The following is a 15,902-nucleotide window of genomic DNA, read 5'->3' on the forward strand; positions in this document are numbered from 1 at the left end:
GCCGCGCGCTTCTCACCTTAATCGATCCGAACGCGGATGCGCGACAGCGTCTAGACGCAAAATCAGAATCAACAATATTTCCGGGAGAGACCGCCTTGGACTTCAATCTGCCGGCTGACCTGACAGCCTATCTCGCCGAGCTCGATCGTTTCATCGAACGCGAGATCAAGCCGCTGGAAGAGGCTGACGACAACATCCGCTTCTTCGATCATCGCCGTGAATGGGCGCGCACCGATTTCGACAAGGGCGGTCTGCCGCGCCATGAATGGGAGCTGCTGCTGCGCAAGGCCAAGAACCTGGCCGATGCCGCCGGCCATCTGCGCTTCGCGATCCCGAAGCGTTACGGCGGCAAGGACGGCTCCAATCTCTGGATGGCTGTCATCCGCGAACACTTTGCCTCGAAAGGTCTCGGTCTGCACAACGATTTGCAGAACGAGCACTCGATCGTCGGCAATCTGCCGATCGTGACCATGCTCGACCGCTACGGAACCGACGAGCAGAAGGCGATGATCGACGGCTCGATCACCGGCAAGTACCGCATCACGTTTGGTCTGACCGAGCCCGAGCACGGCTCGGACGCCACGCATATGGAAACCAAAGCGGTCCAGGCCACGCGCGACAACGTCAAGGGCTGGATCGTCAACGGCGAGAAGATGTGGACGACAGGCATGCATGTCGCCACCCACTGCGCGCTGTTTGCCCGCACCTCCGGTAACGACGGCGACGCCCGCGGCATCAGCTGCTTCCTGGTGCCGGCGAAATCGGCGGGCGTGAAGGTCGAAGAGTATATGTGGACCTTCAACATGCCGACCGATCATCCGCGCGTCAGCTTCACCGACGTGTTCGTGCCAGAGGATGCACAGTTCGGCGAGGTCGGCCGCGGGCTGTCGCTGGCGCAATGCTTCGTGCACGAGAACCGCATCCGCCAGGCGGCGAGCTCGCTTGGCGCTGCGGTCTACTGCATCAATGAGAGCGTGAAATATGCCCGCGAGCGCAAGCCGTTCGGCAAGGCGCTGGCCGAGAACCAGGCGATCCAGTGGCCGCTGGTCGAACTCGCGACCCAGGCCGAGATGCTGCGGCTATTGATCCGCAAGACCGCCTGGGAGATGGATCAATTGACCCAGGCGCAGGTCGAGCACACGCTGTCCGACCGGGTCTCGATGTGCAATTTCTGGGCAAACCGTCTGTGCTGCGAGGCCGCCGACCGCGCGATGCAGGTGCATGGCGGCATGGGCTATTCGCGCCACAAGCCGTTCGAGCACATCTACCGCCATCACCGCCGCTATCGCATCACCGAAGGCAGCGAGGAGATCCAGAAGCGCAAGGTGGCGGGCTTCCTGTTCGGCTACATGGGAGCCGGCAAGCACTGACGCAGAGGAGGCGGCATGAGCATGGAAGGTGGATGCACCTGCAGAAACGTCCGCTACCGCCTGACCGGCAGGCCGCTGATCGTGCACGCCTGCCATTGTACATGGTGCCAGCGCGAGACCGGCACCGTGCATGCGCTCAACGCGATGTACGAGGCCGAACGGGTCGCACACATCGCGGCCGAGCCCGAGATCGTCGACACGCCGTCGGCGAGCGGCAAGGGGCAGAAGATCGCGCGCTGCCCCATCTGCAAGGTCGCGGTGTGGAGCAATTATCCGGGCGCGGGACCGGCGGTGCGCTTCGTCTGTGTCGGCACGCTGGACGATCCGAGCCAGTGTCCGCCGGATGTCCACATCTTCACGTCGTCGAAGCAGCCCTGGGTGACGTTCCCGCCGGGCGCGAAAGTGTTCGCCGAGTATTACGATCGGAAAGAGGTCTGGCCGAAAGAGGCGCAGGAGCGCTGGCGCATCTTGCGGGAGAAGGCGAAGAAGACGTGATGACTCTCTCCATCGTCGTCCCGGCGAAGGCCGGGACCCATAACCACAGTCGGTTACTGGTTGAACGAGATGTGGCCCCAGCGTCGTGCTGTAACGAACGGTGGTGGTAATGGGTCCCGGCCTTCGCCGGGACGACAGAGAGGGCTAATTCACCTGCCGGTCCTTGCCCGCCCAATACGGTTCACGCAGGCTCCGCCGCAAAATCTTGCCCGACGGGTTGCGCGGCAGCGCCGGGATGAAGTCGACCGATTTCGGCGTCTTGTAGCCGGCGATCCGTTCGCGCGTGAAGTTGATGATGTCGGTCACGGTCGCGGTTTTTCCCGGCTTCATCACCACCACCGCCTTCACCGCCTCGCCCCATTTGTCGTCGGGAATGCCGATGACTGCGGCTTCCGCCACGTCGGGGTGGTCGCACAGCGCGCTCTCGACCTCGGCCGGATAGATGTTCTCGCCGCCGGAGATGATCATGTCCTTGATGCGGTCGTGGATGTAGAGATAGCCGTCCTTGTCCATGTAGCCAGCATCGCCGGTGCGCAGCCAGCCGTCACTGTCGATCGTGCGTGCGGTGGCCTCGGGCAGATTCCAGTAGCCGGCCATGTTGGAGCCGGAGCGGGTGGCGATCTCGCCGATTTCACCCGGCGGCAGCGGCTTGCCGTCCGGATCGAGGATCGCAAGCTCGATACCGGGCAACGCCTTGCCGGCCGAGCGCATCCGGTCGAGCCCTTCGATATGGTCCTCCGGCGGCAGCGCGACGATGGTGCCGGTGGTCTCGGTCATGCCGTACATCTGCACGAAGCCGCATTTGAAGACCTCGATGCACTCCTTCAGCAACGCCGCCGGAATCGGGGAGGCGCCATAGAGCATGTATTTCAGGCGGGAGAAGTCGACCTGCCGTGCCCGCGGTTGCCGCACCACGAACTGCATCGCCGCCGGCACCATGAACAGCTTTGTGATGCCGGATTGCTCGAAGAAGTCGAGCACCTTGGTCGGGTCGAACTCGCGCGCGATCACGCCGCGGGCGCCGTGATAGAGCCCCATCACGCCCCAGCCGGAGCCGCCGATGTGGAAGATCGGCATCGCGACCAGCGAGACGTCGTCGGTGGTCCAGCGGTTCCATTCCGGCTTCTCGGCCTCGTTGCCGCTCTGCACGAGGTTGAGGAAATTGGCGTGCGACAGCATCGCGCCTTTCGGCTTGCCCGTCGTGCCCGAGGTGTAGAGCTGGATTGCGATGTCCTTTGGCTCGATCGCAACGCGCGGGTCGTCGCCGCCCTGCGCATCGCGCCAGGCGAGAAAGTCGGGCCATTCCGGCGCGCCGCCTTCGGTCGTGATAATGGTGCGGACGCTCGGCAGCTTGTCGCGGATGTTGCGCGCCTGCGTGACGAATTCGGGGCCGACGAACAGCACGGGGGCCTTGCAGTCGTCGACGATGAAGGCGACCTCGGGGCCTGCCAGGCGCCAGTTCACCGGCGCCATCACCACGCCGGCCTTCATCGCGCCCATCAACAGCTCGAAATAGAAGTCGCTGTTCTTGCCGAGATAGGCGATCCGCTCGCCCTTCTTGACGCCCATCGCGATCAGCGCGTTGGCGACGCGGTTGGTCTTGATGTCGAACTCGGCGAAGCTGGTTTGCCGTCCCTCGAATTCATAGGCCAGCGCAGCGCCGCGGCTTTTGGCGCGCTCGCGCACCATGTCGGCAAGATTGGTCAGCTTCGGCGCGTCGGACATGTTTCCCCCGTGACGTCTTGTTTTGGTTGCGCGGAGTGTGGCGGCATCGCGCGCGAAAAACAATACGGAGGAAGTGGCTGCGCTGTTTCAACATCGTCGTCCCGGGCAAGCGAAGCGCGACCCGGGACCCATAACCATAGGATCGGGTTGTCAGCTGCGCTGTGGCCCCAGCGTGCTCGGTGTTCTCGAGGCGTGGTTATGGGTCCCTGCTTTCGCAGGGACGACAGTTGAGGTTGAGGCGCGACCTGTCGTTTCAGCCCCGCGCCGCGCGGTCCTTCTCGTTCTGGGCCTTGATCGACTCGCGCGCCTTGGTCCAGTCGTCGTCGCTCCAGTCGCGCAGCTGATAGAAATTGCCGCCCATCGCGAGCGCCTGCGCGCCGTCCATGGCGATGGTCTCGCCGTTGATCCAGTCGCAGCCGCCGGAGATCAGGAACACCGCGAGGTTCTGCAATTCCTCCATGGTGCCGACGCGGCCCATCGGGTTCATCGCCTTGGTCCGCGCGCCGGCCTCGTCGCCGGGCTTGATACGCTTGCTCATGCCCTCGGTTGGGATCTCGCCGGGCGCGATGGTGTTGAGGCGGATGCCGTGACGGCCCCATTCGATCGCGAGCGACATGGTCATGGCGTGGATCGCCGACTTGCTCATCGCCGATGGCACCACGTAGGGCGAGCCGTTGCGCACCCAGGTCACGGTGATCGACACCACGTTGCCGCGATGCCCGCCGGCGATCCAGCGCCGGCCCACCGCGTGCGTCACATAGAAGGTGCCGTGCATCACGATGTTGGCGACCGCATCGAAGCCGCGCGGCGAGAGCTCCTCCGAACGCGAGATGAAATTGCCGGCGGCGTTGTTGATGAGATCGGTGAGCGGACCGCTGGTGGTCCAGATCGCCTCGATCATCTCGTCGACCGCCATGGCGTTGCGGATATCGACGCCGTGGCTGACCACGCGCCCGCCATACTCGGCCATCAGCTCGGTCGCGGTTTCATCGCAGACGCTCTTGCGGCGGCCGCAGATATGCACCTCGGCCCCGAGCTGCAGGAACCGCGAGGCCATGGACTTGCCGAGGCCGGTGCCACCACCGGTTACCAGTATGCGCCGCCCGGCAAGAAGCTGATCAGAGAACATCGTTTCCTCCACGGGGGTTGTCAGTTAATTGGTCGATTGACTAAAAGCGGACAACGGCCTTTCTGTAAAGCGCCAACAAGGAACAGCGGAGGAGATTTCAATGGAAGATCGCGTTTCGATATCGATTTCGGACGGTATCGCCGATGTCCGCCTGGTGCGGGCGGACAAGATGAACGCGCTCGATGCCGCGATGTTCGAGGCGTTGGTGGCCGCAACCGACCGGCTTTCCAGGGAAAAAGCCGTTCGGGTGGTGGTGCTGTCCGGCGAGGGCCGGGCGTTCTGCGCCGGCCTCGACATGGGCCGTTTCGCCGCCATGAAGGATGGCGGTAACGGAGTGCCGGGCGGCGAGAAGCGCGATCTCACCATCCGCACCCACGGCAAGGCCAATTTCCCGCAGCAGGCGGTCTGGGGCTGGCGCCAGCTTCCGGTGCCCGTGATTGCCGCGGTCCACGGCGTCGCGTTCGGCGGCGGGTTCCAGCTCGCGCTCGGCGCCGACATGCGCTTCCTCTCGCAGGATGCACGGATGTCGATCATGGAGATCAAATGGGGCCTTGTGCCCGACATGGCGGGCACGCCGATCCTCGCGAGCCTCGTGCGCGACGACATCCTGCGCGAGCTCACTTATACCGGCCGTATCTTCTCGGCGCAGGAGGCTCAAAGTTACGGTCTTGCCACCCGTGTCTGCGACGACCCGCGCGCCGCGGCGCTCGAGGTCGCGCGCGAGATCGCCGGCAAGAGCCCGGATGCGATCCGTGCCGCCAAGCGCATGCTGAACAATCTGTCGGTCGACCCGGCGGCCGCGCTGCTCGCAGAATCGGTCGAGCAGCAGAAATTGCTCGGCAGCCCGAACCAGACCGAATCCGTGCGCGCCAATCTGGAGAAGCGCGCGCCAAGGTTTGCGGATGCGGGCTGACACGGCAGTCATTCCGGGATGGCGCGTTAGCACCAGACCTCTGATGCGCACTGCGCATCGGGGAATCTCGAGATTCCGGGTTCGCGCTTTGCGCGCCCCGGAATGACACCTCCAACCCGACGAAAGATCGGACAACGACAATGGAAACGTCCCAGCCCTTCCTCGGCATCGTCAGCGGCGGTCGCCGGCGCGATCACGCTGCGGTGGCCGAGCGCGCCGACCGTATTGCCAGCGGCCTCAACGAGCTCGGCGTCAAGCCGGGCGACAGCGTCTGCATGCTGATGCGCAATGACATCGCCTTCATCGAGGCTGCCTATGCCGCGATGCGACTCGGCGCCTATGGCGTGCCGATCAACTGGCACTTCAAGCCGGAGGAGATCAACTATGTGTTGACGGATTCCGGTACCCGCGTCCTGATCGGTCATGCCGACATGCTGCATCCGCTGCGCGGTGCGATCCCGCCCGGTGTCATCGTGCTCAGCGTGCCGACGCCGCCGGAAATCCTCGCCAACTACAAGGTCAATCCCGACCATCTGACGACACCGGATTTCGCGATCGATTTCGAATCCTGGCTCGCGCAATTCCCGCGCTACGACGGCCCGGTGGTGCCGCAGCCGCAGAACATGATCTACACCTCGGGCACGACAGGCCATCCGAAGGGCGTGCGCCGCTTCGCGCCGACGCCGGAGCAGACCGCCAATGCGGAAGCAATGCGCGCGATGATCTACGGCCTGAAGCCCGGCGCACGCGCGATCCTGCCGGGACCGCTCTACCATTCCGCGCCGAATTCCTTCGGCTTGCGCTCGGGCAAGCTCGGCGGCGCGCTGGTGCTGATGCCGCGCTTCGACGCGGAGGAGTTTCTGCAGCTGATCGCGCGCGAGCGGATCGACACCATCTTCATGGTGCCGACGATGTTCATCCGCCTGATGAAGCTGCCCGAGGAGGTGCGCCGGAAGTACGACATGTCGTCGCTGCGCCACATCATCCATGCCGCCGCACCCTGTCCGCCCGATGTCAAGCGCGCCATGATCGAATGGTGGGGGCCGGTGATCTATGAATTCTACGGCTCGACCGAGTCAGGCGCGGTCACCTTCGCCAATTCCGAGGACGCGCTGAAGAAGCCCGGCACGGTCGGAAAGATCTCGCCCGGTGCCGAGCTCCGCTTCGTCGGCGACGACGGCAAGGAGGTGCCGCAAGGCCAGATCGGCGAGATCTATTCGCGGATCAAGGGCAATCCCGATTTCACCTATCACAACAAGTCGGAGAAGCGCGCCGAGATCGACCGGCAGGGATTCATCACCTCGGGCGACGTCGGCTATATCGATGCCGACGGCTATGTCTTCATCTGCGATCGCAAGCGCGACATGGTGATCTCGGGTGGCGTCAACATCTATCCGGCCGAAATCGAGGCGGTGCTGCATGCCGTTCCCGGCGTGCACGATTGCGCGGTGTTCGGCATTCCGGATGCCGAGTTCGGCGAGGCGCTGATGGCGGTGGTCGAGCCGCAGCCAGGCGTCGTGCTCGACATCGCCTCGGTCCGCGCCCAGCTGAAGACGGCGCTCGCAGATTACAAGGTGCCCAAGCACATCGAGATCCAGACCAACCTGCCGCGGGAGGATTCCGGAAAAATCTTCAAGCGCCGGCTGCGCGATCCGTATTGGGAGCGGGCGGGGCGGAGGATCTAGCGCCACAAGACTCGCCGTTGTCCCGGGCAAGCCAATGGGTCGGCGCGAAGCACCGCCCGATGACAGGCTCCGCGCGACCCGGGACTCATGACCACGGATGTCCCCGTTGCGCAGGCTGTGGCCCCGTCCGATGTCTACCTCGGACATCGGTGGTTATAGGTCCCTGCTTTCGCAGGGACGACGGCAGTGGTGCACCGCCACCAAGTTCATCTTGCGCTGCGGCAAAAAAAGCGCACACTCGGGAGGAGCCGGGCAGCCTCTGGAGTAGCGAAGCCATGTCTCCCCAGGTAATGCCTCCCCAGACCATGCCGTCCGAGACGGAAATCCGCGCCAAGCGTGCCGCGGAGGTCAGCCTTCTGGAAGCGACTGCGCAGGAGGAGGATGCGCGGCTCCGGAACGACATCCGCCTGCTGGGGCGCGTTCTCGGCGACACCGTGCGCGACCAGGAAGGGGCCGACGTATTCGACCTCGTCGAGCGCATCCGCCAGACCTCGGTCCGCTTCCATCGCGACGAGGACAAGCTGGCGCGGCGGGAACTGGAGAGCATCCTCGACGGCATGTCGATTGCCGAGACGCTGCAGATCGTCCGCGCCTTCAGCTATTTCTCCCACCTCGCCAACATCGCCGAGGACCAGAACAACATCCGCCAGATGCGCAGCCGCGGCCCGAGCGGGGCGCCGCGGCCGAGCACGCTGGAACAGACGCTGGTGCATGCCCGCCAGGCCGGCATCAGCCCGGCCGATCTGCGCAGCTTCTTCAGGAGTGCACTCGTCAGCCCGGTCTTGACCGCGCATCCGACCGAGGTCCGCCGCAAGAGCACGATGGACCGCGAGATGGAGATCGCCGATCTGCTCGACCGCCGCGAGCGGTTGCAGATGACGCCAGACGAGAGCGACGCCAGCGACGAGCAGCTGCGCCGCGCCGTGGTGACGCTGTGGCAGACCAATCTGTTGCGCCGGACCAAATTGACCGTGCTCGACGAAGTCGCCAACGGCCTGTCGTTCTACGACTACACCTTCCTGCAGGAAGTGCCGCGGCTGCATTGCGCGCTGGAGGACCGCCTGAACAAGGAGGGCGGCGAGGCCGGTGAACTCGCATCCTTTCTCAGGATGGGAAGCTGGATCGGCGGCGATCGCGACGGCAATCCCTTCGTCACCGCGGAGGTGATGCGCGGCACGCTGCGCCTGCAGTCGAGACAGGCGCTCAACTTCTACCTCGAGGAGCTGCATGCGCTTGGCGCCGAATTGTCGCTGGCGGCGCATCTCGCCGACGTCTCGGACGAGCTGCGGAGCCTCGCCGAGCGTTCGCCCGACACCTCGCCGCATCGCAGCGGCGAACCGTATCGTCTGGCCGTATCGGGCATCTATGCAAGGCTTGCGGCGACGGCCTCTCGGCTCGAGGTCGAGACTACGCGGCCGCCGGTCGGCAAGGCCGAGCCGTATGCGAGCGCCAAGGAATTCCAGGCCGATCTCGACGTGCTCAACCGCTCGCTGATCGCGAACAATTCCAGCGTGATCGCGCGCGGCCGGCTGCGGCTGTTGCGGCGGGCGGTGGATTGCTTCGGCTTCAATCTGGCGCGGCTCGACATCCGCCAGAACTCGGCGGTGCACGAGCGCACCATCGCCGAGCTGTTCGATACCGCCAATCCAGGGATGTCCTATCTGGCGCTCGGCGAGGACGCCCGCGTCAGCCTGCTGCTCGCCGAGCTGCGCAATGCACGGCCGCTGGCCTCGCCCTTCGTGAAATATTCCGAGGAGACCCAAAGCGAGCTCGCCGTGTTCCGTGCCGCGGCCGAGGCGCATGCCAGGTTCGGACCGGAAGTGATCTCCCAATGCATCATCTCGATGTGCCAGGGCATGTCCGACATGCTCGAGGTCGCGGTGCTGTTGAAGGAGGTCGGGCTGGTCAATCCATCCGGCCGCAGCGCCGTCAACATCGTGCCGCTGTTCGAGACCATTGAGGATCTGCAGGCCTCCAGCGGCATCATGGACCGCATGCTGGTGCTGCACGATTATCGCAAGCTGGTCGACAGTCTCGGCAGCGTGCAGGAGGTGATGCTCGGCTATTCCGACAGCAACAAGGATGGCGGCTTCGTCACCTCGGGCTGGGAGCTCTACAAGGCCGAGATCGGCCTCGTCGAGGTGTTCGAGCGCCACGGCGTGCGCTTGCGATTGTTCCACGGCCGCGGCGGTTCGGTCGGCCGCGGCGGCGGGCCGAGCTATGACGCGATCATCGCGCAGCCCGGCGGCGCCGTGAACGGCCAGATCCGCATCACGGAGCAGGGCGAGATCATCTCGTCGAAATATTCCAATGCCGAGGTCGGCCGCAGCAACCTGGAAATCCTCGCCGCGGCGACGCTGGAAACCAGCCTGCTGCAGCCGCGGCGGAGCGCGCCGCGCCCCGAATATCTCAAGGCGATGGAGGAGATTTCCGCGCTCGCCTTCAAGGCCTATCGCGGCCTCGTCTATGAGACGGAAGGCTTCGCCGATTATTTCTGGGGTTCGACCGTCATCAACGAGATCGCGACGCTGAACATCGGCAGCCGCCCGGCTTCGCGCAAGAAGACCCGCGAGATCGAGGACCTGCGCGCCATCCCGTGGGTGTTCTCCTGGGCGCAATGCCGGCTGATGCTGCCGGGCTGGTATGGCTTCGGCAGCGCGGTCGAGAGCTGGATATCCGGGCATCCGGAGCAGGGCATGGCGTTCCTGCAGGAGCTCAATCGGGAATGGCCGTTCTTCCGCACACTATTGTCCAACATGGACATGGTGCTGGCGAAGAGCTCGATCGCGATCGCCTCGCGCTATGCCGAGTTGGTGCCCGACGTCGCGTTGCGCGAGAAGATTTTTGGCCAGATCCGCCGCGAATGGCACCTGTCGATCGAGACGCTGCTCGACATCATGGGGCACGACCGGCTGCTGCAGGGCAACCCGCTGCTGGAGCGCGGCATCCGCAACCGCTTCCCTTACATGGATCCGCTCAATCACGTGCAGGTGGAGCTACTCAAGGAGTATCGCGCGCAGAACCCGGACGAGCAGGTGCTGCGCGGGATTCAGATCACGATCAACGGAATCTCGGCGGGGCTGCGGAATAGCGGCTAGCCACAGCGTCATCCCGGCGAACGCCGGGACCCATAACCACGACCGGGAGTGTTGCGAGAAGCTGGAACCCCAGCCTTTCAAACAATCGGCACCGGTGGTTATGGGTCCATGCTTTCGCAGGGACGACAGCGCGTTTGCATCAACAGTTGTGCGCGCCCTTCGTCTCCACATAGACCGCGTAGAGCGATTGGCTTGCCGTCATGAACAGGCGGTTGCGCTTCTTGCCGCCGAAGGTGAGGTTGGCGCAGGTCTCCGGCAGCAGGATCTGGCCGATCCGCTGGCCGTCGGGCGCAAACACCTGCACGCCGTCATAGCCCGGTCCGACCCAGCCGGCGCCGACCCAGATATTGCCGTCGACGTCGACACGCAGGCCGTCCGGGAAGCCTGACTTGCCGTCTAGCGTCATGTCGATCAGCGTGCGCGGGTTGGAGAGCTTGTCGCCGTTGAGGTCGTACTGCCAGACGATGTTCTTGGCGTTCGGGTAATGCGTGGTGCCGGTGTCGCAGACATAGACCTTCTTGTAGTCGTGGCTGAAGGCGATGCCGTTCGGCTTGAACGGCTCGTCGGCGACCTTGGTGATCTGGCCGGTCGCAGCATCGATGCGATAGACCGCTTCCTTCTGGTAGGGCTGCTTCGATCCGGTGTTGGCCAGCTGGCCCTCATAGATCGAAATCGCGCCATAGCCGGGATCGGTGAACCAGATCGACTTGTCGTTGGGATGCACGACCATGTCGTTCGGCCCGTTGAGCTGCCTGCCATTGGCCTGCTCCGCCAGGGGCGTGACGGTTCCGTCGTGCTCGTAGCGCACCAGCCGGGTGCGCTCGGCGGTGATCTGGCGGCCTTCGAAATCGAAGGTCGAGCCGTTGGCCTCGTTCGACGGCTTGTGGAATTGCTCGGAGATGTGGCCGTCATCGTCGAGATAGCGCAACTGCCGGTTGGCCGGGATATCGCTCCAGACCAGATACTGGCCCTGCGCGTTCCAGGCCGGGCCTTCCGCCCACAGGCAGCCGGTGTAGAGCCGCTTGATCGCGGTGTTGCCGACCTTGGCCTTGAAGCGCTTGTCGTCGATCACGACGATGTCTGGATCGGGATAGCGCTGCGGTTCCGCGTTGGGGCCGAAGTCGCGCGCTGCGGCATCGGATGCGGCCATCGCGGTTGCAGCAAGCGCGGTTGCGCCGCGCAAGATTGTCCGACGGTCGAACGCCTTCGCACCGTCGCCCTCGTGTTTCTGAATGTTGCTTGGATTTGTCACGAAAGTCCTCCCAGGCTTTTTTGTTATCGGGAGGACGATCATACCCCCGCAATTCTGGCACAATGCGGGCACGCCATGATGAAACAACCAAAGAGTGTGTCGCCCCCGCTGTTTCGCGGAGGCGACTAGTTCATAAATCTGTCAGATCAGATCGGAGGATCAGATCAAGTTCAGATCGGATCCCAGGTGAAGACGTCGGCCGAGCGGTCGAGCTTGGCGAACGATCCCTTCAGCGCCGGCATGCCGTGTTCGGCAATGGTCTCGGGCGTCCAGCCTTCGCCACGATGAACCGAGCGCACCGGACGATGCTGGCCGAACAGGAAGATCTCGTTCATGCGCACGCCGAAGATCTGTCCGGTGACGTCCTTGGCGGCGTCCGAGAGCAGATAGGCGCAGACCGGCGCGATCTTCTCCGGGCCCATCTGCTTGATCTTCTCGACGCGCGCCTTCTCGGCGTCGGTCTCGGTCGGGATGGTGCCGATCATGCGGGTCCAGGCGAACGGCGACACGCAGTTCGAGCGCACGTTGAAGCGGCCCATGTCCAGCGCGATCGATTTCGACAGGCCGACGATGCCGAGCTTGGCGGCGGCGTAGTTGGCCTGGCCGTAATTGCCGATCAGGCCGGACGTCGAGGTGAAGTGCACGAACGAGCCTGACTCTTGCTCGCGGTAGATGCGTGCCGCGGCGTGGCTGACATAGAACGAGCCCATCAGATGTACCTTGATGACGGCCTCGAAGGCTTCCACGCTCATCTTGTGGAAGATCATGTCGCGCAGGATGCCGGCATTGTTGACGACGCCATCGAGCCGGCCGAAATGGTCGGTCGCGGTTTTCACGATCTTGCTGGCGGGGATCGCTTCCGCCACCGACTCGAAATTGGCGACCGCGGTGCCGCCCCGCTTCTTGATCTCCTCGACCACCTCCTCGGCGGGCGCCGCGCTCGAGCCGCCGCCGTCGGCGGCGCCGCCGGGATCGTTGACCACGACCTTGGCGCCTTCCGCCGCGCAGAGCAGCGCGATCTCGCGGCCGATGCCGCGGCCCGCGCCGGTGACGATGATGACTTTATCCTGCAGTGATTTTGCCATGTCGGTTCTCCTGGTTTGCTCTCCGTCATTCCGGGATGGTGCGAAGCACCAGACCCGGAATCTCGAGGTTCCGGGTTCGCGCTTCGCGCGCCCCGGAACGACGGAGCTGTTACTTCTCGTTCGTAAAGATGATCGTGCCACTTGCGGCGAACATGCCGCCGACGCCGTGACAGACCGAGATATTCGCGTTCGGCACCTGCGCCGGCGCGATGCCGCGCATCTGCCGCACGCTCTCCTGCAGCGCGTACATGCCGTACATTCCGGAGTGCATGTAGCTGAGGCCGCCGCCATTGGTGTTGAGCGGCAGCTTGCCGCCGGGGCGGGTATTGCCGTCGGCGATGAACTTGCCGGTCTCCTCGTACGGCATGAAGCCGAGGTCGCCGAGGCCGTAGAGCGGCAGATGCGCGAAGGCGTCGTAGATCATCAGATGATCGACATCCTTGTGGGTGATGCCGGCCTCCTTGAAGGCGAGGGGGCCCGCCACCTTGAAGGCGCGCGATGAGTCAAACGTCTTCATCTGGCTGACCATCGGCGTCTCCACGCTCTCGCCGGTGCCGAGAATGTAGACCGGCTTGTTCGGAAAATCCTTGGCGCGGTCGGCCGAGGCGAGGATCAGCGCGCCGCCGCCGTCGGTGACAAGGCAGCATTGCAGCAGCCGGAACGGATAGGCGATCATCCGCGAATTCAGCACGTCGGCGACCGTGATCGGATCCTTCATGGTCGCGCGCGGATTCTTCGCCGCCCATTCGCGCTGCACGACGGCGACCATCGCAAGCTGCTCATGCGTGATGCCGTGGGTCTTCATGAAGCGCAGCACGGGAATCGGGAACATGCTCGGCGGCCCGTAGACGCCGAACGGCGATTCGAACTGGCCGTTGAGGCTGTCGGGCGCGGTAAAGCGCGGCTGCTTGCCGATCATCGACTTGCCGCTCTCGGCATGGGTGATCAGCACGGTCTTGCAGAGGCCGGCCTCGATCGCGGCGGCGGCGTGGCGGACATGCAGCATGAAGGAGCAGCCGCCGACCGAGGTGCCGTCGACCCAGGTCGGCGTGATGCCGAGATAATGCGCCATTTGCTGCGGGGTCTCGACCGCGGTGGCGAAGCCGTCGATGTCGGACAGCTTCAGGCCGGCGTCCGCGATCGCATTCAGCGCCGCGTCCGCGTGCAGCTGGATCTGCGACATGTTCGGGATGACGCCGAGTTCGGTGGTTTCGGCCGCACCGACGACGGCAACCTGGTTCCTGCGCATCACATTACCCCTTTGCCGGACGGAACAAGGGAAGGGTGATCTTGTCGTCGAGCGCCTCGAAGGCGACCTCGAGCCGCATGTCGAGCTCGAGCGCTTCCGGCGTCTGCGGACAATCGATGATGTTGCTCATCATGCGCGGGCCCTCGTCGAGCTCGACGACCGCGATCGCATAAGGCGGCGTGAAGCCGGGCGCTGCGGGACGGTGGTTGATGACGTAGCTGTAGAGCTTGCCCTTGCCGCTGGCCTTGAAGATCGAGACCTTGCGCGAGGCGCAGGAGGGGCAGAACGGCCGCGGCGGAAAGTAGACATTGGCGCAGGCATCGCAGCGCTGCAGACGCAGCTCGCCGGCCTTCGTGCCATCCCAGAAATGCTGGGTCTCCGGTGTCGGCTTTGGTTTCGCACGCGCGGGCTCGGCCATGTCTGATGTCTCCTCCCGAAATCGTTACGATCTTGATGCGACATTGAACCAAGGCCCGTCAACGGTCCATCCATGCTCCGCGCAGCGGCCTGTGTCCCGCGCATGCCGCATATTCCGCCCCTCGCACAATTGCTAAGGCCGCGATGCTTGTGTCGCTCCGATCCGGCGCGTAGAAGGGCCGCGTCCAAGATACGTCCAAGACACGTTCAAGAAAGCCGGGAGGAACATATCATGCTGAGGATCATTGGCGCGGCACTCGCTGCCAGCCTCGCATTTGCCACGCAGGCGATGGCCGCCGACGCACCGTCGGAGATCAAGATCGGCACGCTCTATGCGTCGTCGGGGCGCTACGCCTCGATCTCGATGCCGGTCTACAGCTCGTTGAAATTGTGGGTCGAGCAGAAGAACGCCGAGGGTGGCGTGTTCGTGAAGGCGTTCGACAAGAAGATCCCGATCAAGCTCGTCTCCTATGACGACCAGAGCAACACCGCGACCGCCGCGACGCTTTATAATCAGCTCGTCACCCAGGATAAGGTCGACCTCCTGGTCGCCGATTCCGGATCGGTGCTGACGGCGCCCGCCGTTGCCATTGCGCGCGACCACAAGATGTTCCTGTTCGATCAGACCGGCACCGGCGCGAGCTTCTTCTCCAAGGACAATCCCTACATCGCGCTGATGGCCGACCCGGTGTCGACGGTGTGGCCGAAGCCGGTGGCTGATTTCATCAGCCATGACGGCCCGGGCCTCGGCATCAAGAAGGTCGCCATCCTCTATTCGACCAACGAGTTCACCGGCACCCAGGCCAACGCGTTCCGCAAGTTCGTCAAGGAGTCCGGCGCGCCGATCGAGATCGTCTACGACCAGGGCGTCCCGACCGAGACCACCAACTACAACGTCATCATCAACAACATCAGCAACGCCAATCCGGACGCGGTGATCCATTTCGGCTATGCGCCTAACGACATCGCCTTCCTGCGCAACGTCCAGGACGTCGGCACCAAGTTCAAGATGCTGTTCGCGATCTATGCCGGCCTCGAGACCGAGTTGCTCGAGAAGAATGTCGGCGCCAAGGGCCTCGAGCACATCTGGACCTATGTGCCGCCGTCCGAGTTGGATTATCCCGTCAATTTCGGGATGAACATGAAGGATTTCCGCGCCGCTTGGACCAAGAAATACAACGACGGCAAGATGGAGTTCGGCTTCAACGCGGTCGCCGGCTACACCACCGCGCTGGTGATCGAGAAGACGCTGTCGGTTGCGACCAGCCTCGAGCAGATGGAGCTGCGCCGCGCAGTGTTCTCGCTCAGCGGTCAGCTCAAGACGCTGGACGGCACCTTCGCGCTGGATGAGACGGGCGGCCAGATCGGCGAATTGACGCCGCTCGGTCAGCTGACGGTCGACGAGCACGATCACATCAAGTTCGTCTCGATCTATCCGCACGAGACCGCCACCGGCAAGCCGATCTATCCGGCTCCGTGATGCA

12 protein-coding genes are annotated in these 15,902 nt (G+C 64.1%); 6 read left to right on the forward strand and 6 right to left on the reverse strand.

Features of this window, described 5'->3' with window-relative positions; all coding sequences use genetic code 11:
• The first annotated feature begins 95 nt into the window (after positions 1–95).
• Positions 96–1,370: an acyl-CoA dehydrogenase family protein gene (locus IF803_RS17430; protein WP_461192916.1), complete on the forward strand. Its 1,275-nt coding sequence runs from the start codon at positions 96–98 to the stop codon at positions 1,368–1,370.
• Positions 1,371–1,385: 15 nt separating this feature from the next.
• Positions 1,386–1,865 (forward strand): GFA family protein, encoded by a 480-nt coding sequence (locus IF803_RS17435; RefSeq protein ID WP_461192917.1) that lies wholly within the window; start codon positions 1,386–1,388, stop codon positions 1,863–1,865.
• 144 nt (positions 1,866–2,009) lie between these two features.
• Here the strand turns inward: IF803_RS17435 and IF803_RS17440 are convergent, their stop codons facing one another.
• Together IF803_RS17440 and IF803_RS17445 are read right to left on the reverse strand one after the other, a co-directional pair.
• Positions 2,010–3,590, reverse strand: coding sequence for a fatty acid--CoA ligase (locus IF803_RS17440; RefSeq protein WP_461192918.1), 1,581 nt, complete (start codon positions 3,588–3,590; stop codon positions 2,010–2,012).
• Between the two features lie 253 nt (positions 3,591–3,843).
• Positions 3,844–4,719, reverse strand: a complete 876-nt coding sequence (locus tag IF803_RS17445) for an SDR family oxidoreductase (protein WP_225641612.1) — start codon at positions 4,717–4,719, stop codon at positions 3,844–3,846.
• Positions 4,720–4,819: 100 nt separating this feature from the next.
• Here IF803_RS17445 and IF803_RS17450 point away from each other — a divergent pair, with 100 nt between their 5' ends.
• From IF803_RS17450 to ppc, 3 genes are all read left to right on the forward strand, one after another.
• The gene (locus IF803_RS17450; RefSeq protein WP_028338738.1) at positions 4,820–5,632 is read left to right on the forward strand and encodes a crotonase/enoyl-CoA hydratase family protein; all 813 of its coding nucleotides are present in this window, start codon (positions 4,820–4,822) and stop codon (positions 5,630–5,632) included.
• 140 nt (positions 5,633–5,772) lie between these two features.
• Positions 5,773–7,317, forward strand: a complete 1,545-nt coding sequence (locus IF803_RS17455) for an acyl-CoA synthetase (RefSeq protein ID WP_461192919.1) — start codon at positions 5,773–5,775, stop codon at positions 7,315–7,317.
• A gap of 290 nt (positions 7,318–7,607) precedes the next feature.
• Entirely contained in the window at positions 7,608–10,415 is a 2,808-nt protein-coding gene (gene ppc, locus IF803_RS17460) for a phosphoenolpyruvate carboxylase (protein WP_461192966.1), read from the forward strand.
• 139 nt (positions 10,416–10,554) lie between these two features.
• Here ppc and IF803_RS17465 read toward each other — a convergent pair whose 3' ends face one another.
• The 4 genes from IF803_RS17465 to IF803_RS17480 form a co-directional block, all read right to left on the reverse strand.
• A complete protein-coding gene (locus tag IF803_RS17465; protein ID WP_461192920.1) occupies positions 10,555–11,667 on the reverse strand; it encodes an SMP-30/gluconolactonase/LRE family protein in 1,113 nt (370 codons plus the stop codon).
• 170 nt (positions 11,668–11,837) lie between these two features.
• Positions 11,838–12,752 (reverse strand): SDR family oxidoreductase, encoded by a 915-nt coding sequence (locus tag IF803_RS17470; RefSeq protein ID WP_028338734.1) that lies wholly within the window; start codon positions 12,750–12,752, stop codon positions 11,838–11,840.
• A 109-nt stretch (positions 12,753–12,861) separates the two neighbouring features.
• Positions 12,862–14,001 carry a thiolase C-terminal domain-containing protein gene (locus tag IF803_RS17475; RefSeq protein WP_461192921.1) on the reverse strand — a complete coding sequence of 380 codons (1,140 nt, stop codon included), beginning with the start codon at positions 13,999–14,001 and terminating at the stop codon, positions 12,862–12,864.
• A gap of 4 nt (positions 14,002–14,005) precedes the next feature.
• A complete protein-coding gene (locus tag IF803_RS17480) occupies positions 14,006–14,419 on the reverse strand; it encodes a Zn-ribbon domain-containing OB-fold protein (protein ID WP_016841161.1) in 414 nt (137 codons plus the stop codon).
• Between the two features lie 231 nt (positions 14,420–14,650).
• On the opposite strand from IF803_RS17480, the gene IF803_RS17485 reads away from it, so the two are divergent.
• A complete protein-coding gene (locus IF803_RS17485; RefSeq protein ID WP_038386388.1) occupies positions 14,651–15,898 on the forward strand; it encodes an amino acid ABC transporter substrate-binding protein in 1,248 nt (415 codons plus the stop codon).
• Positions 15,899–15,902: the final 4 nt, after the last annotated feature.

This window comes from Bradyrhizobium sp. UFLA06-06 (genome assembly GCF_054820065.1).